This is a genomic window from Kitasatospora sp. NPDC093550, assembly GCF_044764985.1.
In the GTDB taxonomy this organism is placed as follows: domain Bacteria; phylum Actinomycetota; class Actinomycetes; order Streptomycetales; family Streptomycetaceae; genus Kitasatospora.
This window is the reverse complement of the sequence record NZ_JBIWJF010000005.1, coordinates 202529-222501: the sequence shown is the minus strand read 5'-3', so window position 1 is coordinate 222501 and position 19973 is coordinate 202529. Positions and strand designations below refer to the sequence as shown.

The 19973-nt window shown below is 71.9% G+C and carries 12 protein-coding genes; 6 read left to right on the top strand and 6 right to left on the bottom strand.

Annotated features, from left to right (window positions below; genetic code table 11):
• Positions 1 to 203: 203 nt before the first annotated feature.
• The 4 genes from ACIRD3_RS10060 to ACIRD3_RS10045 form a co-directional block, all read right to left on the bottom strand.
• The gene (locus ACIRD3_RS10060; protein WP_402213803.1) at positions 204 to 2429 is read right to left on the bottom strand and encodes a hypothetical protein; all 2226 of its coding nucleotides are present in this window, start codon (positions 2427 to 2429) and stop codon (positions 204 to 206) included.
• 191 nt (positions 2430 to 2620) lie between these two features.
• Positions 2621 to 3256: a hypothetical protein gene (locus ACIRD3_RS10055; protein WP_402213801.1), complete on the bottom strand. Its 636-nt coding sequence runs from the start codon at positions 3254 to 3256 to the stop codon at positions 2621 to 2623.
• Between the two features lie 1456 nt (positions 3257 to 4712).
• A complete protein-coding gene (locus tag ACIRD3_RS10050) occupies positions 4713 to 8357 on the bottom strand; it encodes a DUF4132 domain-containing protein (protein WP_402213800.1) in 3645 nt (1214 codons plus the stop codon).
• Between the two features lie 208 nt (positions 8358 to 8565).
• Positions 8566 to 9393 (bottom strand): exodeoxyribonuclease III, encoded by an 828-nt coding sequence (locus ACIRD3_RS10045; protein WP_402213798.1) that lies wholly within the window; start codon positions 9391 to 9393, stop codon positions 8566 to 8568.
• Between the two features lie 287 nt (positions 9394 to 9680).
• On the opposite strand from ACIRD3_RS10045, the gene ACIRD3_RS10040 reads away from it, so the two are divergent.
• On the top strand, positions 9681 to 10460 hold the full coding sequence (locus ACIRD3_RS10040; protein WP_402213796.1) for a GntR family transcriptional regulator: 780 nt from the start codon (positions 9681 to 9683) through the stop codon (positions 10458 to 10460).
• A gap of 206 nt (positions 10461 to 10666) precedes the next feature.
• On the opposite strand, the gene ACIRD3_RS10035 is transcribed toward ACIRD3_RS10040, so the two are convergent.
• The gene (locus ACIRD3_RS10035) at positions 10667 to 11830 is read right to left on the bottom strand and encodes an ROK family protein (RefSeq protein WP_402213794.1); all 1164 of its coding nucleotides are present in this window, start codon (positions 11828 to 11830) and stop codon (positions 10667 to 10669) included.
• Positions 11831 to 12205: 375 nt separating this feature from the next.
• Positions 12206 to 13774, bottom strand: coding sequence for a hypothetical protein (locus ACIRD3_RS10030; protein ID WP_402213792.1), 1569 nt, complete (start codon positions 13772 to 13774; stop codon positions 12206 to 12208).
• 408 nt (positions 13775 to 14182) lie between these two features.
• Here ACIRD3_RS10030 and paaK point away from each other — a divergent pair, with 408 nt between their 5' ends.
• The 5 genes from paaK to ACIRD3_RS10005 all read left to right on the top strand — a co-directional run bounded on the left by paaK (position 14183) and on the right by ACIRD3_RS10005 (position 19902).
• Positions 14183 to 15439: a phenylacetate--CoA ligase PaaK gene (gene paaK, locus ACIRD3_RS10025; protein ID WP_402214045.1), complete on the top strand. Its 1257-nt coding sequence runs from the start codon at positions 14183 to 14185 to the stop codon at positions 15437 to 15439.
• Between the two features lie 341 nt (positions 15440 to 15780).
• Entirely contained in the window at positions 15781 to 16902 is a 1122-nt protein-coding gene (locus ACIRD3_RS10020; protein WP_402213791.1) for a sugar ABC transporter substrate-binding protein, read from the top strand.
• 140 nt (positions 16903 to 17042) lie between these two features.
• Positions 17043 to 17822, top strand: coding sequence for an ATP-binding cassette domain-containing protein (locus ACIRD3_RS10015; protein ID WP_402213789.1), 780 nt, complete (start codon positions 17043 to 17045; stop codon positions 17820 to 17822).
• Positions 17823 to 17893: 71 nt separating this feature from the next.
• Complete coding sequence (locus ACIRD3_RS10010; RefSeq protein ID WP_402214043.1) at positions 17894 to 19162, top strand: sugar ABC transporter permease; 1269 nt, start codon at positions 17894 to 17896, stop codon at positions 19160 to 19162.
• 68 nt (positions 19163 to 19230) lie between these two features.
• Entirely contained in the window at positions 19231 to 19902 is a 672-nt protein-coding gene (locus tag ACIRD3_RS10005; protein WP_402213788.1) for a class I SAM-dependent methyltransferase, read from the top strand.
• Positions 19903 to 19973: the final 71 nt, after the last annotated feature.

Genomic DNA, 19973 nt, shown 5'->3' with positions numbered 1-19973 from the left:
AAGATCTTGGGGGACACCGCCGACGAGCTTGCGCCGGAGGATCTTGGCGTGGGCGAGATCGCTGCGCAGGGTGAGTGTGTCCCCGTTCTCGCCGGCCCGACGAGCGGGTCAGCAACACGAACTTTCGTCCGCCCCACCTATCGGCCTGCCCCTCGCCCCACCCCCGTCAATTTCACCCCCACCCCACGTCCCGACGGGCCCGGCTACTCGATGTCCTCGTACTCCTCGTCGTCCTCGTACTCCTCGTCATCTCGATGATCCACGGCCGGGGAGTTCACGAGGATGTCGCCACCCAACTTGCGCACCTCGTCGAGGATGCGGTTCTGCTCCTCGGCCGATCCGAACGGGTGCGAGGTGGTGGCCCGTGCCTCAGGAGCCTCCGCGAGGGCCATCAGCCGCTTCACGGCCTGCCGCGCGTCGTTCACGGCATGGCGCAGGGCTCGCCGCTCGGCCGCCAACTGGGCGTGGATGGACTGATCGGCGCTGGCCTTCTCCTTCTCCGAGTTCTGCTCGTCCTCGACCTCGCGAGCCTTCCCCGGGTCGGAGAGCACCACGATGCTCCACTGACTGAGTGCTTCGGGGGCCACACCCCCCGCGTCCCTGCGGATCTTGTCCTCAGCAGTGAGGTCGACCGCCGGGACGGAGTACATCGTGGCCGTGTTGCGTCCGAGGAGCTGAGTGTCGGTGAAGGCGTTGAGGCACTCCCGCTCCGGGTCGAAGGCCTTGGCGGCGAAGGCCAGGGTCCACAACCCCTCCTCGGACTCCGCGAGCCCGGCGATGATCTGGTCCGCGTTGGCGCGGAACGGGACCGTCCGACCCACCGCCGACCCGACGTTGCGCGTGATGAGCTTGTCCGTGATGAGCGCGACCCCTCCGGCCACCGCGAGGGTCTGCCTCGCACTCTCGTTGCCGTTCAACGCGGGCTGGACGAGTTCGGCGAAGTCCGCCGTGGGAACCGGCTGCCAGTTCCCCATGACGCCCTTGGTGAGCACGCCGCCGTTCGCCCAGGCGTTCCGCGCTTGCTGGAGCGATCCCGCTTTGTACCCGCGCCAGGGCAGGTCGATGACCGGCCCGAGGAGTTCCGCGTACCCGGCCGTCCTCATCTTGCTGGTGCCCTTGATGTCCTTGGCGAACCGCTTGACCTGCTCGAAGATCTCGGGCCGGGTGAGGAAGTTCACCAGGTAGACGGCCCGCCAGAGTGCTGTGCCCGGAATGCGGTTGTTCTGGAAGACGGCGGGTAGTTCCGCTGGCTTCCGGCGACCGATCGCGAGCCCGATGATCTCCTCCAGGAGATTGTGCTGCGGCAGCCCGGGAAGGCGGATACGGCTGATCGCCCTGGTGCCGACCTCGACGTTCTGCGCTGCAGCGTCCCAATGCCGGAACTCGACGTGGATCGAGGCGAGGATGGAGCGGATCGCGTCGTCGAAGACCTCCTCCGCGGAGAGCCCGGCCGAGCTGTGCCGGTGGACGCCGACCGTGACCTGGGCCGGCAGGACAAGGGTCTGGCCAAGGCGTACCGCGCGGTCCGTCGGCTGCGCCTCGTTCACTCCACGCTGGAATTCGGCGAGGAAGCCGACGAGTGCCTCCTGCCGGCCGAGCGCCATGCGCTGGCTGAGCGCCTTCTCGCTGGCACCGCGTCGCTGGGGCTTCTCGGCGCTCAGCACCTTGAGAGCCGTCGCGGCGATGTCGTCGGCGTACGGCGCTTCCCCTTCGGTGAGCAGTGCCCAGGCACTGGTCAGACGCGTGATGCCGTCGCGAACGGCGAGGACGTCGATGTGTTCGCTGCCGTCGGCGAACTCGAGCCGGCACGGGTGCGCGATGACGGCACGGGTGATCCGCCGGGCCAGGATCGACCGGTCGTAGGGATTCGGATTGGCGTGTCGAGTCTGCTCGATGGTCTGCGTGAGGTGGTCCCGCAGATGGCCGCGATTGCGGTAGCGGTAGACGACACGGGCATACGGCCGTCCGCCCTCGTCCACATCGCCGTGGACCTCCGGGTCGCTCACGGGCAGTGCTCCCTGGCTGGTCCGCGGCTGGTGCCCCGGGAAGAGTTCGGTCAGCCATACCCTGGTGTGGAGCGAGCGGAGTGTTGCCCCTTCCACGTGTTCTTCGATCAATGCGGGCGCCTGCCCCTTGGAGGAGCGCAGTTGGGCTGCCGCCGCGTGGGGGGAGACGACGGCACGAGCCACGACGTGCCACCCGTCTTCGTCCAGTGAAGCGCCCTCGGCTGCCAGGCCCTCTCGCACCAGTGCGGACCGATCACCCGCGGTGGCGGGAGTCGGCAGGGTCCGCTCGAATCCCGAGACCGTGAACTCCTCCCCCGCGAAGCGGAACGAGATGCTCTCGGGGTCGCTCGCCGGTGTCACGACACGGGACCCGTGGTCGCCATCTTCCTCGTCGATGACCTGGGATTCGCTGACGTCAGACATGTTCTTCCTTGCAAGAGAATGTCAAAGTTGACTGATTTCCATCGATTGCCCCACTGGCTGGCCACTGCCTCGGCAGTTAGACTGGGGAACGCAGTCAGGGCTCGCGCCCCGTGCGCGTGCCAGGTCTGCTTTCACGGACCCCGGCCGGCGGCCGGGGTCTCGTCATGCCGCCACCCTGTCCGATCCCTCGGTCAACTCCGTTCTGGGGCCGGGGCCTTCGGCAGGTACCGGCCGAACCAGCCCCACATCATCCGCTTCGCCTCCTGCCTGGCGATCGACTGGCACGCGGCGTGTGCCACCAGGTCCGCCATCTGGAGCCACTCCGAGGTGTCGGCCGGAGCCTGCGCGGCCGGCAGTGGGATCCACCGGGGGTTCACCAGCCGGTGGACCTCTTCGTAGAGTCCCTCGGTCCCGTCCCCGTCGACGATCAGCCCAGCAGGTTCACCGATCTCGGCCAGCCGACGGTCCAGGCGACGGAGCAGTCCCTCGTAAGCCCGTCGCTTCGCCGTCCCCCAGTGCGAGGGCTCTTCGGCGTAGACCGTCACGATGTCGAGTGAGGGCCAGGAGCCGATCACGGAGAGGGCCTCCTGGGCCATGCGGTACCGCTCGATCTTGCGGGGATTCAACCCGCCCGGACGGCCACGCCCTCCGAGGAAGTCGGTCGCGTGCAGCTCGAAACCGACTGGCACGCTGTGCTCGTGGTTCCACTGGCGGCGCATGTTCTGCCAGTCGGCTAAGACTTCGGGGGCCAGTACAGGGGAAGCCCCGATCGCGGTGTAGAGCGCGAGGCCGGTCTTGGGGATCCCGGAATCGTCGACGTACCACAAACGGTCGACCGACTGATGGGCGTTGATGGTGGTTCCCGGCCTTTCGCTCGAATCCGAACATGATCAGGACGATCTGCGGCTGCACCGCTTCGAACTGATCGACCAACCGGGCTGAGACACGGTCGGGCACACGGATTCGGGCGATACGTGCTGCGTCTCCCCACCACCAGGCTCCCCGGGCCCTGTCTCGACGGCCTGCTGAGACTCAACGAGTCTGTGAGGTCCGCCAGTCAGAGTTTTCGGGTAGCGTTCGGCCGTCTGCCGAATGCCGGTCACTAGGTCGTGGAGGGCTCGTACACGCCCAGGCTAGATCCACTGCCTTCACGCGGTCAATTCAACTATTTATAGGAAGAGTTGAGTCGTATGGTCCACCTGTCCACGTGATCGACAGTGGCCTGCTCGCCCCGGAGTGAGGAAGCGGCGGCGAACTCCAGGTCGGTCGCGCGGGCCCTGCGGCGCGCGGGGAGGAGTGCGCCGCCGATCGGTTGACACGGGGCTGCCGAGCCTGAGTAAGCGTCGAAGGTGCTGCCGCCGACGATCGTGGTGACGGTCTCTGCGCCACCCGGTCCTGTTCCTGCCGCGGCTCCGCAGAACTCCAGGGGCGGACGAGGCCGGCCGTCGCCGCTGTGCTGGCGGGGCACATCCGCAAGGCGTACCGGGATCCCGAGGCGCGCCGCGGCATGCGGACCAGCTGCGTGGGCCCGAGTGGGCCGATCGCAACCACCCCCGGTGACTGAGCGAGGACGAGCCCGACGACGCACGGAACGCCGCTTACCGGGACGACCGGTGACCAGCGGCGTTTCGCGTGCCGGGGGAGCGGAGCACTATGCGAACTGGCCGTACGCGTAGTCCCACAACCTGTCCGCAGCGACCGAGTCGATCGACTACCGCTCGACGCCTGACATCGTGAACTCGGCTCCTCCGTACCTGACTTCGGACTCGGGGTTATCCTCGAAGCGGCGGCCCGTGACACCCTTCACCAGCGGTGAGGCGTTCCCCTCCTCGTCCGCGACGGGGCCGCTCCAGCCGTCGCAGAAGGCACCCGGATGGATCGCAGCCGGCGAGGTCAAGCGCGGCGGCCTCGGCGGTGGGGAACTCCCTGAGGACGGGCTCGGTGGCGGCCGGGTTCCCGGTTGCGACGACGACCGGGGCGCCGGCCCTTGCAGAGGGCGCGTAAGGACTCGATCCCGGTCCCCGAGGCCCCGCCGGTCACGATCATGCGCTTGCCGGTCAGGTCGACCCCGGACAGGATCTCCGCCGCCGTCGCCCCGCTCGGAGAGCGGGGAAAGCAGCGAGTCCTGCACGTCCAGCGGGCAGTGGTCGCGGTCCTCGGCGCGCAGCGCGGCCAGTTCCTCGGCGTACCGGACCTGGGCAGGCGGGCGCTGGAGCTACTCCCCGGTGGTGGTCGTGGTCGCGGCGGCCTTTCCCGGGTGGTCGTCGGTGAGGTGGCGAGGGATCACAGCGTGGTCAGCTCGGTGAGGTCGGCGATCACCTCGGAGGCGATCACCGGGTCGAGCTCCGCGAACGTCGGGAAGGTGCGGTTGTGGGTCCAGTAGTCGCCCGGGCGCCTGTCGAGCCACACCGTTTCCACCCGCTGCTCGGGGTAGGTGTCGAACATGCCGACGGCGATGCCGTCCTCCGGGGCGATCACCACGTAGAGGTCGGGCCCGACCCGGCGGGACAGCCACTGCTCGACCCCGTTGTCCTGGGGCTCGCCGCGCCGCCAGCCGCGCCGTTCCATTCCGACCAGCCGGGTGGTGGGCAGCACCGGACCGTTCTCGAAGCGGGTGAGGCGGTGGCCGGCCCGCTCCTCGTCGGTCAGTGCGTACACCGGGCGGCCGAGCTGGCGGAACGGCTGCAGGATCTCGTGGTCGGCGAACAGCTCCGACCAGTCGGCGAGGCCGTCGCCGAGCAGGAGCGGGTGCGCCAGCCGGACGGAGGCCGTGGCGGGCAGTGCGAACGCCTCGTCCCGGACGTCCGCCAGGGTGCGGTCCTCGGCGGCGTGGAACGCCGTCACCGTGCCGTCCGTCTCGGACAGCCACACCAGGCGGCGCGCCAGGTGCCACAGCAGCGGATGCCCGACGAGGAGCTGGTCGAACTCCTGCGCCGTCCACGAGCGTTGGGTGACCATCGCCTCCTCCAGGCGGCGGATCTGGTCCCCCGCCACCGTGCGGACATCCTTCTTCAACGCGGCGAAGCGCTTGCGCTCGGCGGGCGCCAGCTCGGCGTCGTCCCGCGCCCCCGGGGCTGGCAGGTCCTTGCGGCGGGCGCCGGCCCCGTCCAGCACGTACGGCTTGAGCTGCTCGTCGAAGCCGACCGTGAACGTCCGAGGGCCGTAGTCGATGACGGTGGTCCCGTCGGCCTCCAGCCCGAAGTCCGGGACCAGACGGTCGGACAGCTGCTCCCCGGTCAGGCCGAGACCGGCCGCCACCTCGGAGATCTTCTCCTGGGCCCGGGTCTTGAGCGCCTTGAACTGCACCCGCTGGGCGATGCCGTGCAGGTGCAGCAGGGCCACGTCGGTGCCGATGACGGCCAGCACCTCCAGGCCGTCCACCGCCCGGTGGTGCGCCCCCTCGCCCGGCCAGGCGCGGAGCACCGGCGTCAGCCGGCGGACCGTTTCGTCGTCACCGAACCGGCCGAGCACGTGCAGCGCCCACCCGTCCTGGGCCGGCATGCCGGCCAGCCGCCACTGCTCGAACACCGCCCAGCAGAACTCCGCCAACGACCGCGGCTCGCACAGCCGGGCCACCTCATCGAGGCCCGGGTAGAACGCCCCGGGCGCGGACAGCGCGAGCATGGTGAGCACGTGCCGCACCGCCTCGGCGGGCAGGGCGCCCTCGGCGCCGCGCAGCAGCAGCTGCGGCAGTACCACCGGCTCCGTCCAGTCGCAGGGCGGGGGCAGCTTCGCCGGGAGCGCGGTCACCAGCGGGTCGGCCGACAGCAGTGCGCCCACGGCCTCCTCCGCCTTCGGGCCGTACTCGGCGGCCACCGCACGCACCGCCGCCGCGCCGTGCGCCTCGGCGATCACCCGCAGGGCCTGCTCGGCGCCGTGCCGGGCCGCCCCGGCCTTCCCGAGCGCGGCGGGCACCAGCAGCCGGGCCGCGTCCACGCCGTGCCGGGTGAACCAGGAACGCGCGTTGCTCCCGGCCGACTTGAGGCGCACCAGCCAGTCCGCCATGGTCTCGGCAACCTGGGCGTCCAGGTACGGGAGCAGCAGGGGCGCGTGCGTGGCCGGGTTCCCCACCGCTGCGGCCCGGATCGGTTCGACGGCGTCCGTCCCGAAGCGGGCGGCGACCCGGCGCAAGGAGTCCCCGGAGTGCCAGATGCGCTCACCGGCGCGCCACTGCGCGAGCAGGGGCCGGGCCAACTCCTCGTCGCCGTACGCGAACAGCGCGAGCTCGGCGTGCTGTCCGCCGCGCAGCCGGGCGTCCTCGGGTTGCCCGACCCTGGCCCGGATCGTGGCCGCGACCCGCTGCCAGTCGTCGTCCGACCAACTCGTGTACCAGGACTCGGAGGTCGCCGCCCACGCCTCGCGCTCACCCGGCAGCCACCGCATCTGCGGTTCCCGAGGCACGCTGAGGCCGGTCAGCACGCGGGGCTCGCCGGCGGAGCGCGGCCGCGTCCACGGCGGGCTGGTGAACAGCTCCGGCAGCGAGTCGAGGCCGACCTCCGGCACCCGCTCGCCGAGGTCGGTGAGCGGCTCGACCAGGGCCGCCTGCTCCGGCGTCAGCTCCGGCAGCAGTTCGAGCGCGGTCGCACGGTGGACGGCGACGTGGCCGGTGAGAAGCTGCTGGGCGAGCCGCTGCGCGGCCGGGTCGGCGGAGGCCGTCGCGGCCTCGGCGAGCAGGCGCAGGGCACGTCGGGGGAAGCGGCGGAGAGCGGCGATGAGGGCGGCGCGGGTGGACTTGATGCCGTCCTGCTCGGCCAGTAGCCCCCGGAAGCCCTCGTCGGAGGGGAGCTCGGCGAGCGCGTCCAGGATCCGCTTCCTGCCGTCCTTGTGGTGGTAGCTGGTGGCCAGGTCGTGCAGCATCACCGGTGCTGCGCCGCCGCCGAGGCCCTCTGCCACGGTCGCGATGATCTCGGTGGACCAACCGTTATAGCCCAGGCTCGGCAGCGGGGGGAGCTTCTCCAGGGGTTCCGCCGAGGAGAGCGAGCACAGCAGCATCGACCACTCGACGGCGGCCAGTCGGGAGCCCGACGCGACGCACTCCTCGACCCAGGCGGTCTCGGACGGCACCAGGTACGCCGCCACCACCAGGCGGGTCAGGTTGTTCCGGCAGCCCGCCAGGGCCTCGACCGCCGCGCGGTGGGTCTCCTCGTCGCAGGCCGCCAGCAGCGACCGGACCCGGTCCGCGGCGGGACGGTACGCGCCGTGCCTCTGGTCGGCCCCGCGCCGGACGCGGGGGTGGACGGACCTCTGGTGGATCCAGTCGGTCTCGACAGTAGTCGTGAACAGCTCGACGGTGGCCCTGGCCGCGAACGGCAGGCCGAACTCCGCTACCCAGGCATCCACGGCCAGGCTGATCTTGTTCTTGGCCGGGTATGCGTACACGGCGGCGAGCACCGCCGCACCGAGTGGGTCCCGGCTGCCGGACTGGTGGGCGCGGGCAGCCGCGACCAGCTCCGCGTCACTGCGCTCCGAGGTGAGCGTCTGCTCCAGCCAGTCCGCCATCTGCCGCAACCCGTCGTGGTACGAGGCCACCGGCTCCTTGCCCGGCGCGGACGGCTTCCGGGGAATGCCGCCCCGCCGCGGGATCAGGGCCCGACGCCAGGCGTCCGGCATGACGAAGACGTCCTCGTCCTCCGGAGCGGCGGCCTCGGCCGTGGGCGCGGACACGTCCGGCTGCGCCACGGGGACCGGATCCGCCGCTGCACCCGGTTCCGTGCCCGCCCCCGCACCGATCTCGTGGTAGCCCTTGCGCTCCTTCGCGGCGACCGCCTTGGCGAAGTACGCCTGCGCCTCATCCACGGTCGGGAACGCCTTGACCTGCTCCCGCCCGTCCGTACCGGACCGCCCGTACCGCACGGTCACCGCGACACCGTCGACCGCGGCCTCCCAGAACTTGTCCGAGCCGCCCTCGACGAACTCCCAGCGCCGCACAGCCCCGCCCCTCTCCTCGCACTGATGATCAGGAGACGAACGTTAGCGAGCCCCACCGACAAGTCCCCGGCCCTTCGCCCCTCCGGCACTCACCTCCCCGCCGGTCAACCCTGCAGTCGCTGGCTGACTTGGTGTCATGCGTAGGCTGCCTCCCCCGCATGCGCGGGTGAGTGGAGGCGCTCGGTGGCGCCGAGTCAATCAGTCACAGTCAACGGGTGTTTGGCGACTCCCAGTCAACCTCGGTGTCGAAGACCGCGGTGACGGGTGCGTGGTCGGACCAGCGTTCGCCGTGGGTGGCGGCGCGTTCGACGTAGGCCTCGACGGCCTTGGCGGCGAGGGCGGGCGTGGCGACCTGGAGGTCGATCCTCCAGCCGGAGTCGTTGTCGAAGGCGCGGCCTCGGTAGGACCACCAGGTGTAGGGGCCGGTGCGGTCGGGGTGGAGGGCGCGGACGACGTCGACGTAGCCGGCCTCGTCGTAGACGCGGGAGAGCCAGGCGCGTTCCTCGGGGAGGAAGCCGGCGGACTTCTGGTTGGCCTTCCAGTTCTTGAGGTCCTCGGGGCGGTGGGCGATGTTCCAGTCGCCGCAGACCACGACCTCGCGGCCGTCGGCGGCGGCGCGGGCGCGCAGGGCGGTGAGGTGGACGAGGAATTCCGCCATGAAGCGTTCCTTCTCGTCCTGGCGCTCGGTGCCGACTTCGCCGGAGGGGAGGTAGAGACTGGCGACGGTCAGGCCGGGAAGGTCGATTTCCACATACCTGCCCGAATTGTCGAATTCCTCGGATCCGAATCCGATCGCGGTGCGCTGCGGCTCCGTGCGGGAGAGGATGGCGACGCCGGCGCGGCCCTTGGCGACGGAGGGGGCCCAGACCGCGTGCCAGCCGTCCAGGTCGCGCAGCTCGACGGGCAGCTGCTCGGGCTCGGAGCGCACCTCCTGCAGGCAGATCACGTCCGCCTCGGTGCCGGCCAGCCACTCGACGAAGCCCTTCTTGGCCGCCGCCCGGATTCCGTTCACGTTCACACTCGTCACCACGATCACCCGGGCAGCCTACCGACTGGCCGTATCCGGTCCGCACCGTGACGCGCGGCGGCGGGCGCGGGAGGGTCCTGTCGTGAACGCGGCATGAATATGTGCGACGGTTGCGTCAAGCGCTGCCATTGGTCTTGACCATCTCCGGAAGAAGCCCCTAGGGTCGCTTACTGCAAGGACCTTTAATAAAGAAGGACGGATAAAGCCCCGCTCTCCCACCTGCCGCGACAGCGGACGGCGGGCCCGGTATCCGCCCTCCTTGTCGCAGGGCGGACAGCACACAGGTGGAGGACGCGGTGGGAACGACTGGACAGCTTTCGGCGGTGCCGGAGCCGAAGTACTGGCACCTGCGCACCGTGCTGCTGCGCGCCATCGACTCGGAGTTCTCCACCGGCCAGGTCCTGCCCAACGAGCGTGAGCTCTCCGCCCGCTTCGGTGTGGCCCGGGCGACGCTGCGGCAGGCGCTCGACCAGCTGGAGCTGGAGGGCCGCCTGGTCCGGCGCCGGGGCATCGGCACGCTGATCGCCGCCCCGCGGGTCGGCGTCCCGGTGAACCGGCAGGAGGAGGGCTGGCCCGGCGCCGCCCGCAGCCAGTCCTGGCGGACGATCGACTGCACCACCGCCCCCGCCACCGCGCAGCTGGCCAGGACGCTCGGCATCGCCGAGGGCGCCACCGTGCACACCGTCCGCCGGGTCCGCCTGGTGGAGGGCCGCGCGATGGCCACCGAGTCGCTGCACGTCCCGGCGGCCGCGCTGCCGCACCTGCCCGGCTTCCGCGCCGAGAGCGACCGCGCCCGCTCGGTGCTGCGCCAGCTGGAGCGCCTGGAGGTCGACGGGGAGTCGCGCTCGGTCGAGCTCGGTGTCGCCGAGGCCGAGCAGGCCGCGCTGCTGGAGCGCCCGCCCGGTACCCCGGTGCTGGTCATGACCACCCAGTACGCCTCGGCCGGCCGCCTGGTGGCGGTGGCCGTCGCGACCTACCGGGCGGACACCTGCAAGCTGACCTTCGGCGAGGCCGGCCTGGTCGAGGTCACCCCGGTCGCCGCCGCGACGTCGGCGGACGTGCGCACCGCGTCCTGACGTACCGCGTCCGGACGGACCGCGGCGTGACGTACCGCGTCCTGACGTACCGCCTCCTGACGTAACCGCGGAGTGACGCGCCGCCCCTGAACCACCTGCCGAAAACCCTCAGGTCGAGGCCCGGACGCCAACCGGCGTCCGGGCCTTCGCCGTTGGGAAGCCGACGGTGGAGCAGCGGTGTCGCCGCCGCGCTGCCGCCGCCCGCGTCAGACCCGGGGCGGGTCGACCGCGAAGAGCTGCTCCTCGACGTGGTCCAGGGCGACGCGCAGGGCGCCCATCGCCACGACCTCCGAGCCGAGTGCCGCCAGGGCGACCTCGGGGGCGCGCAGCGTGAACTGGGAGAGGCGCTCGCGCAGCGGGTCCAGGACGCCGTCGAGGCCGGCCGCCCAGCCGCCGATGACCACCAGCTGCGGGTCGATGGCCAGCACGAGCGCGGCGACGCCCTGGACGAGTCGGGTGAGGAAGCGGTCCATGGCGACCTTGGCGACCTCGTCGCCCTCCCGGGCCAGCCGCAGGACGCGGGCGACGGCGGCCTCGTCCAGCGGGTTGAGCGGCTTGCCGGTGGTGGACAGCAGGCGCTCCGGGGTGACCTCCTGGCCGAGCAGGTGCAGGGCGCCGATCTCGCCGGCCGCGCCGCCGTAACCGCGGTGCAGCCGGCCGTTGATGAGGGAGCCGGCGCCCGGGCTGAGGCCGGCCATCACGAAGACGACGTCGTCGGCGCCGACCGCCGAGCCCTGCCAGTGCTCGGCGATGGCGGCGAGGTTGGCGTCGTTCTCGATCAGGACCGGGCAGCGGAAGGAGCGCCGCAGCCGGGCGCCGAGGTCGAGGCCGGTCCAGCCGGGCATCGCGGTGCCGAGCCGGACGGTGCCGTCGCGGTCGACGATGCCGGGGGTGCCGATGCCGACGGCCCAGAGGTTGTCCCGGGAGATGCCGGCCTTGCGCAGCACCTCGGCGACGGCGGTGCGGACGGCGGTGAGCCGCTCCTCGGCGTCCAGGGTCTCGTCGACCGGCTTGAAGTGACTGCCCACCACCTCGCCGGTGAGGTCGGCCAGGATGACCCGGACGTCGTGCACGCCGATCTCGATGCCGAGGATGTGCCCGGCCTCGGCGCGGAAGCGGAACCAGCGGGCGGGGCGGCCGCGGCGGCCGGTGCCCGGCTGGCCGTCCTCCTTGGGCTGCTCGACCTCGGCGACCAGCCCGGTCTCGACCAGGCCCTCGATCACGCCCTCGACGGTCGGCCGGGAGAGCCCGGTCTCGCCGACGAGCTGAGTGAGGGTCACGGAGTGGCCGTTCCGCAGCGCCCGGAGCGTGACCGCCGCGTTGATCCGCCGCAGCAGCGAGGAGTCTCCTCCGGTGAGCCGATCCGCCAATGCGATGCCCTTCGCCGTTCGCGCGACTGCCCTGGCGCGCGGTGTCGAGTGCGCGGAGCCCACCGAATGGCCCGCGGGGTTGCGCCCCCGGAACCCCGGAACGCGGCGGCGGGAGGCCGCCCGCGCGAGGGCCGGAGGACATCCGGAGCCTACCCGGGGAGCGCCCCGGGCGGCGAGGATCCTCGCAGCTCATCCAGGCTTCGGTATCGAACTGGTACGGATCGGGTGGCGGTGGGTGACCAGGGCTTCACCGCGCGGCCACGGATGGTCGCGGACGAGACGAAGACCCTCCGGCCCAGGCCCGGCCCAGGCCCGGCCCTGGCGCAGGCCCGGCCCTGGCGCAGGCTCAGGCCCCGGCCCGGCTCAGGCCCCCGCTCAGTCCACCCGCGCCGCGAACAGACGCTGCCCCAGCAGCGCCATCGGGTGCCCGTCCTCCGGCAGGATGCGGACGGTCGGGCAGCCCGCCGCGGTGAGGGCGGCCTGCCAGCGTCGCGGCGGATGGGCGGTGGCGGGGCTCTGGGCGTCGCCGGTGATCAGCAGGTCGAGCTGTTCGGCGGTGGGGGCGAGCAGGAGCAGCCGGCCGCCGGGGGCGAGCAGGCGGACCAGCGCCCGGACTTCGTCCTCGGGCGGGCGGGCCGCCGACGCGGTGGCGACGACGACGTCGTAGCGACCGCCGTCGGCGGTGAGGTGGTGCGCGGCGGCGGGGCGGGGCCGGGCGGCGAGGGCGCGCGCGACGGCGGTCTCGGCGCCGTCGAGGGCGAGGCCGAGTTCCAGGACGCGCAGCGGCGCCGGTCCGTCGTGGGCTTCTGCGGTGCGGCGCACCAGTGCGCCGAGGGCGGTGCCGAGGTAGCCGCGGGCGGCGGTCCAGCGGACGGGGGCGGTGGTCGGACGGGGCGTCTCCTCGCCGCTGAGCAGCCGGGGCAGCCGCGCCGCGCCGCGCCGGACCCGGTCCAGGGCGGCGGCCGGGCCGAGTCCGTCGGCCCAGGCCTCGACGGCCGGCCGCCAGGACTCGCGGACCTCGGCGGCGGTGAGCGGGGGCACGTCGTGGCGGACGTGGAAGACGGGGCCCTGGGCGCCGCCGTCGTGGCGGGTGATCAGCTCGTGCCGGGCGAGGGCGTCGAGCCAGCGGGTGACCCGGGGGCGCTGGGCGGGGGTGACCATGGCGGTGGCGAGCAGTTCGGCTTCGGAGTACTCGCGGGCGGGGTCGGTGAGGACGCCGCTCTGCTGGAGGGTCAGCAGCAGGGAGGTGAGCACGGACCGGTCGAGGTGGGCGCCGAACTCGCGGAGCTGTTCGACGGTGACGCCGATGCTGTGCTTCCAGGCGGCGGCCGTGGCGGCTTCGGCGTCGGCGCGCAGCCGGCGGTCGGCGGCTTCGGTGTCGCTGTCGGGGGCGCGGACGTGGGCGAGGACGGCGCCAAGGGCGTCGACGGCGGCGTACACGTCCTCCTGGCGGGGCTCGGGGCCGATGTGCAGGACCAGTCGCAGCGCGCCGAGGTCGTGGTCGGTCAGGCCGGGCAGTCGGCTGAGCCGCCAGAGCAGGGCGGAGGGCAGGCTGAGGTGGGTGGTGCGGTGGGCGGCGAGCGCGGCGAGCTGCTCGTCGGGGTGCCGTTCGGGGTTGTCGCAGTGGACGGTGCCGCCGGTCAGGAGGGTGGCGAGGGCGAGTTCGACGGCGAGGTCGGTGACGGGGTGCAGCACGGTGTGCCGGATCGGCGGCGGGCCGAGGACGCCGGCCCAGTACCGCAGCCGCTGCTCGGCGGCGCGGGCGGCGGAGGGTGCCAGCGCGGCGTGGTCGGCGACGCGCCCGGCGAGGGCCCGCGGCAGGCCGCCCGCTGGGGAGACGCCGAGCAGCAGGCCGATGCCGCTGATCGCGCGCCCGTCGGCGACGACGGCGGGCCGGTCGCCGAGTTCGCGCAGCGCGGTGACCAGGGCAGAAGAGTTGGGCACGGTTATCACTTCCAGGACACGGGGGGAAACCGAACTACTGAACCATGAGGTCGGGTCGGGGAAGGGCGCCGCAGAGTCAAACTTCCGTAATGATTTTCATATCGGACAGCCAAGCGGGAGGGGCGGGGCTGAGGAGAAGTGGGCGCAAAGAGGACGGACGTTCGTATTCCGGAAGTGCCGCACGGTCCCTTGACACCCGGTTCGGGTACTGGGTTACTGGGCTCGGCGCGCGCCTGACCGAACGATCGGTAGGCACCTCGGGCCAGGCCGACCAGCGAAGGAGCGACGATGACCGGCACCGCACCCGTCCCGCCCCGCCACCCGGAGGCGCCGCCCCGACACCGGGGAGAGCAGCCCCGCCGACTCGGGGAGCCGATCCCGTCCGGGCTCCTGGACGCCGGCGAGCGGATGGGGGTGGACGAGCTGCGCGCCCTCCAGCTCACCCGGCTGCGGGCCACCCTGCGGCACGCGTACGACGACGTCGAGCTCTACCGCCGCAAGTTCGACGCGGCCGGCGTCCGCCCCGATGACTGCCGCACCCTGGCCGACCTGGCCCGCTTCCCCTTCACCACCAAGGCCGACCTGCGCGAGGGCTACCCCTTCGGGATGTTCGCCGTCCCGATGGAGCAGGTCCGCCGGATCCACGCCTCCAGCGGCACCACCGGCCTGCCGACGGTGGTCGGCTACACCGAGAACGACCTCGCCATGTGGGCCGACGTGGTCGCCCGCTCGATCCGCGCGGCCGGTGGCAGACCCGGCCACAAGGTGCACATCGCCTACGGCTACGGCCTGTTCACCGGCGGCCTCGGCGCGCACTACGGCGCCGAGCGGGCCGGCTGCACCGTCATTCCGGCCTCCGGCGGCATGACCGCCCGGCAGGTGCAGCTGATCCGGGACTTCGAGCCCGAGATCATCATGGTCACCCCGTCCTACCTGCTGACCCTGCTCGACGAGTTCGAGAAGCAGGGGATCGACCCGCGCGGCACCTCGCTCCGGGTCGGCATCTTCGGGGCCGAGCCCTGGACGGAGGAGATGCGCCGGGAGATCGAGGAGCGGCTCGACCTGCACGCCGTCGACATCTACGGCCTCTCCGAGGTGATCGGCCCGGGCGTCGCCCAGGAGTGCGTGGAGACCAAGGACGGCCTGCACATCTGGGAGGACCACTTCTACCCGGAGGTCGTCGACCCGATCACCGACGAGGTGCTGCCCGAGGGCGAGGGCGGCGAGCTGGTCTTCACCTCCCTCACCAAGGAGGCGCTGCCCGTCATCCGGTACCGCACCCGCGACCTGAGCCGCCTGCTGCCCGGCACCGCGCGCCCTGCCTTCCGGCGGATGGAGAAGGTCACCGGGCGCTGCGACGACATGATCATCCTGCGCGGGGTGAACGTCTTCCCGACCCAGATCGAGGAGATCCTGCTGCGCACCCCGGGCGTCGCGCCGCACTTCCAGCTGCGGCTGGCCACGGAGGGGCGGCTGGACCGGATGACCGTCCGGGTCGAGGCCCGGCCGGACGCGTCCGCCGAGCAGCGCGACGCCGCGCGGGCGGCGATCGCCGGCGCGGTGAAGGACGGGGTCGGGGTCACGGTCGCGGTCGAGGTGGTCGAGCCGTACACCCTGGAGCGCTCGGTCGGGAAGATCAAGCGGGTGGTGGACGAGCGGGGGTGAATCCCGCCCGCCGGTGTGGATCCTGCCCGCCGGTGTGGATCCCGCGTGCCGGCATGGATCCCGCGTGCCGGCATGGATCCGCACGCCGCATGGATCCGCATGTCGCATGGATCCCGCGTGCCGGCACGGATCCCGCCCGTCGGCACGAGGTCGGAGGCGCACGGCTGTCCGGGGGGTGATGCCGTGCGCCTCCGACGTCTACAGAAATGTAGACGCCCGATCGGTGTCGAGTCCAGCCGACGTCCCGGGTACCCGTTCGGCTCACCGGATTCGTGGGCGCGGCCAATGCTTCCCAGACTCGGAGAGGAGAAGGGGGTGGACCCAACCGGAGAGGCATCTTCATGAGCATCGGGCTTCGCCGCGTCCTCGCGGTCACCGCCGTGGTTTCCCTCGGCCTCGGCATGGCGTCCTGTGGCAGCGCCAAGCAGTCATCAGGAGGCGGTTCCTCGGGTACTGCGGCCGCGAGCGGCAGCGGCGCCGTCGGAGCCGTCCGGATCGGTCTGCTGCTGCCGGAGACCAAGACCACCCGCTACGAGCAGTTCGACCGCCCGCTGATCGAGCAGAAGATCAAGGAGATCGCGCCGCAGGCCCAGATCGACTACTACAACGCCAACCAGGACGCGACGCTCCAGCAGACCCAGGTGGACACCGCCCTGACCAAGGGCGACAAGGTGCTGATCCTGGACCCGGTGGACTCCAAGTCGATCCAGTCCTCGGTCCAGAAGGCCCACGACGCGGGCGTCAAGGTGCTCGCCTACGACCGCCTGGCCCAGGGCCCGGTCGACGCGTACGTGTCCTTCGACAACCACAAGGTCGGCCAGCTGCAGGGTCAGGCCCTGGTCGAGGCGGTGGGAGACAAGGCCAACGCCGGCCAGATCATCATGATCAACGGCTCGCCCACCGACCCCAACGCGGCCGACTTCAAGGCCGGCGCGCACAGCGCCATCGACGGCAAGCTGAAGATCGGCAAGGAGTACGACACCCCGCAGTGGGACCCGAACCAGGCCAACCAGGAGGCCGCGGCGGGCATCACCGCGATCGGCGCGGCCAACGTCGTCGGCATCTACTCCGCCAACGACGGCATGGCCGCCGGTATCGCCACCGCGCAGAAGGCGGCGGGCATCAACACCCCGCTCACCGGCCAGGACGCCCAGCTCGACGCCATCCAGCGGATCCTGATCGGCACCCAGACCATGACGGTCTACAAGCCGTTCAAGCCGGAGACCGACGCCGCGGCAGAGATCGCCGTCGCCATGGCCGGCGGCGGTACCCCCGGCCCCTCCCTCGCGCCCACGACGGCGACCAACGGCAGCAACAACAAGGTGCTGGCCAACCTGCTCACCCCGATCGTCGTCAAGAAGGACAACGTCAAGACCACCGTGGTCCAGGACGGTCTCTACACCGTGGCCCAGATCTGCACGCCGGACTACGCCGCCGCCTGCCAGGCCGCCGGCCTCACGTAGCCGGCGTCGCCGTCCCGGCGTCGTCCGTCCGACGTCGCCCGTCCGGCGTCACCCCTTCGACGTCGCGCTCCCGACGTCCCCCCTCGAACCCGATCAGGCCCCGCCTCCACGACGGAGGCGGGGCAAGGGAGTTGGTCACTGTGGCAGGTGAGACCGTACTGGCCCTGCGTGGGGTCTCCAAACGGTTCGGCGCCGTGCAGGCGCTCACCGACATCGAACTGGAGGTGCACGCCGGCGAGGTGGTGGCCCTGGTCGGCGACAACGGCGCCGGCAAGTCCACCCTGGTCAAGGCCATCGCCGGGGTGCACCAGCCCGACGAGGGCGTCATCGAGTGGCAGGGGAAGCCGGTGACCATCCACCGGCCACAGGACGCCCAGCAGTTGGGCATCGCTACGGTCTACCAGGACCTCGCCCTGTGCGACAACCTCGACGTGGTCGGGAACCTCTTCCTCGGCCGCGAGATCCGGCGCTTCACCATCCTCGACGAGGTCGCGATGGAGAAGCGCTCCCGGGCGCTGCTGGACACCCTCTCCATCCGCATCCCCAGCGTACGGATCCCCGTCGCCTCGCTCTCCGGCGGTCAGCGCCAGGTCGTCGCGATCGCCCGTGCGCTGATCGGCTCGCCCAAGGTCGTGATGCTGGACGAACCGACCGCCGCCCTCGGCGTCGAGCAGACCGCCCAGGTGCTCGACCTGGTCGAACGGCTGCGGGAGCAGGACCACGGCGTGATCCTGATCAGCCACAACATGGCGGACGTGATGGCCGTCGCGGACACCGTCGCGGTGCTGCGCCTCGGCCGCAACAACGGCGTCTTCGACAAGCGCTACACCAACCAGGAAGAGATCATCTCGGCCATCACCGGCGCCACGGACAATGCCGTGACCCGCCGGAGGGCCCGGGGCCAGGAGGGTTCCGAGTGAGCGAGAACATCCCCGGGAGCCCCCCGGGCGGCGAGCCCGAACGCCACCACGCCCCGCTGCCCGAGGACAGCATGCCCTACGGCGGCGTCAACGCCCCCGAGCCGGTCGCCCCCGGGGCGACCCCCGCCGTCGACCCCCGGCTGATCGTCCGCCAGGAGGGCGTCAAGGGCTACATCGGGGAGTTCCGCCGCCGCCTGAGCAGTGGTGAACTCGGTTCGCTGCCGGTCGTCCTGGCGCTGATCGTGATCTGGGCCGTGTTCGGCAGTCTCAACAGCAGCTTCCTGTCCGCCCAGAACCTCTCCAACCTGTCCCAGCAGATCGTCGGCACCGGCATGATCGCGATCGGTGTGGTCTTCGTGCTGCTGCTCGGCGAGATCGACCTCTCGGTCGGCTCGGTCAGCGGCCTGTGCGCCGCGATCTACGCCGTCCTGAACGTGACCCACGGCGTCAACCAGTGGCTGGCGCTGCTCACGGCCCTGGTCGGAGGCGCCGTGGTCGGCTGCATCCAGGGCGTCTTCTTCGCCAAGGTCGGCGTCCCGGCCTTCGTCGTCACCCTCGCCGGCAACCTCGGCTGGAACGGCCTGATGCTGCAGATCCTCGGCGCCACCGGCACGGTCAACCTCCCGGGCAACGACATCGTCTCCAGGCTCTACAGCACCATCTACGGCCAGCAGGCCGCCGCCTACGGTGCGGCGGCGGTCGGTGTCCTGCTGTTCCTGTTCGCCTCCCTGGTCGACACCCGTCGGCGGCAGGCCGCGGGCGTGCCGTCCCGCCCGCCGACCGACATCGTGCTGCGCACCGTCCTGCTGGCGATCGTCGCCTTCCTCGCCGCTTACACGCTCAACCAGTACAAGGGGCTGCCGCTCGCGCTGCTGATCTTCCTGATCTTCATCGTGGTGCTGGACTTCGTGCTGCGCCGCACCTCCTACGGCCGCCAGGTGTTCGCGCTCGGCGGCAACATCGAGGGCGCCCGGCGCGCGGGCATCAACGTGGCCTGGATCCGGATCAGCGTCTTCACCATCTGCTCCACGATGGCGGCGGTCGGCGGCCTCTTCCTGGCCGCGCAGATCCAGTCGGCCAGCCAGACCTCCGGCGGCGGCAACCTGCTGATGAACGCCATCGCGGCGGCCGTCATCGGCGGCACCAGCCTCTTCGGCGGTCGCGGCAAGACCTGGTCGGCGTTGCTCGGTGCGCTGGTGATCGGCTCGATCCAGTCCGGGATGAACATCCAGGGCCTGAGCAACGCCATCCAGTTCATGATCACCGGCCTGGTCCTGCTGGCCGCCGTCGTGGTCGACTCGCTGGCCCGCCGCACCCAGAAAGCAGCGGGCCGGGCCTGAGTGCCCGGGGAGGGGCCGAGCCCCCGCGGGCGGACGAACGCTCTCCGCGGGGGCTCTATGCTGCGCACATGCCGAGTGAGCTGCGTACTCTTCAGCCGGCCGAGGACCTCGCCTTCATCCGGCGCGAGACCGAGCTGAAGCCCGTCCCCTTCGTGCCCGAGATCAGCCTGCACATGGCCGAGGACGCGATCGCCCTCTGGGAGACCACCGAGCGGGCGCGCGGCCGGGCCGGACTGCCGCCGCCGTTCTGGGCCTTCGCCTGGGCGGGCGGGGTGGCCGTCACCCGCTACGTGCTGGACCACCCCGAACTGGTGAGGGGCCGTACCGTCCTGGACGTCGCGGCCGGCTCCGGGCTGGTGGGCGTCGCCGCCGCCCGCTGCGGCGCGGCCGCCGTGCGGGCGGCCGAGATCGACGCCTACGCGGTGGCCGCGATCGGCCTCAACGCCGAGGCCAACGGGGTGCGGGTCGAGGGCGCCCTGGTCGACCTGGTGGACGGCGACGGCGCCCCGGCCGAGGTCGTCCTCGCCGGCGACGTCTTCTACGAACGCGCCATGGCCGCCCGCTTCCTGCCCTTCCTGGAACGGGCCGCGGCCCGCGGCGCCACCGTCATCGTCGGCGACCCCGGCCGCGCCTACCTGCCCCGGGAGCGCTTCACGGCGGTGGCGGCCTACCAGGTGCCGGTGGTCGCCGACCTGGAGGACACGGCGGTGAAGACCACCACGGTGTGGCGCCTCGGCTGACGGCGTGAGACGGCCATCACTTCTGATGGCCCCGCTGCTGGCAGGCCGCCGCCCGCACCACCGTCGCCGCC

Excerpts from the sequence above, each read along its gene's own strand:
- ACIRD3_RS10060 (WP_402213803.1), bottom strand. The coding sequence starts at position 2,429 with ATGTCTGACGTCAGCGAATCCCAGGTCATCGACGAGGAAGATGGCGAC.
- paaK (WP_402214045.1), top strand. The coding sequence starts at position 14,183 with ATGGGGGTGGACGAGCTGCGCGCCCTCCAGCTCACCCGGCTGCGGGCC.
- ACIRD3_RS10020 (WP_402213791.1), top strand. The coding sequence starts at position 15,781 with ATGAGCATCGGGCTTCGCCGCGTCCTCGCGGTCACCGCCGTGGTTTCC.
- ACIRD3_RS10010 (WP_402214043.1), top strand. The coding sequence starts at position 17,894 with ATGCCCTACGGCGGCGTCAACGCCCCCGAGCCGGTCGCCCCCGGGGCG.
- ACIRD3_RS10005 (WP_402213788.1), top strand. The coding sequence starts at position 19,231 with ATGCCGAGTGAGCTGCGTACTCTTCAGCCGGCCGAGGACCTCGCCTTC.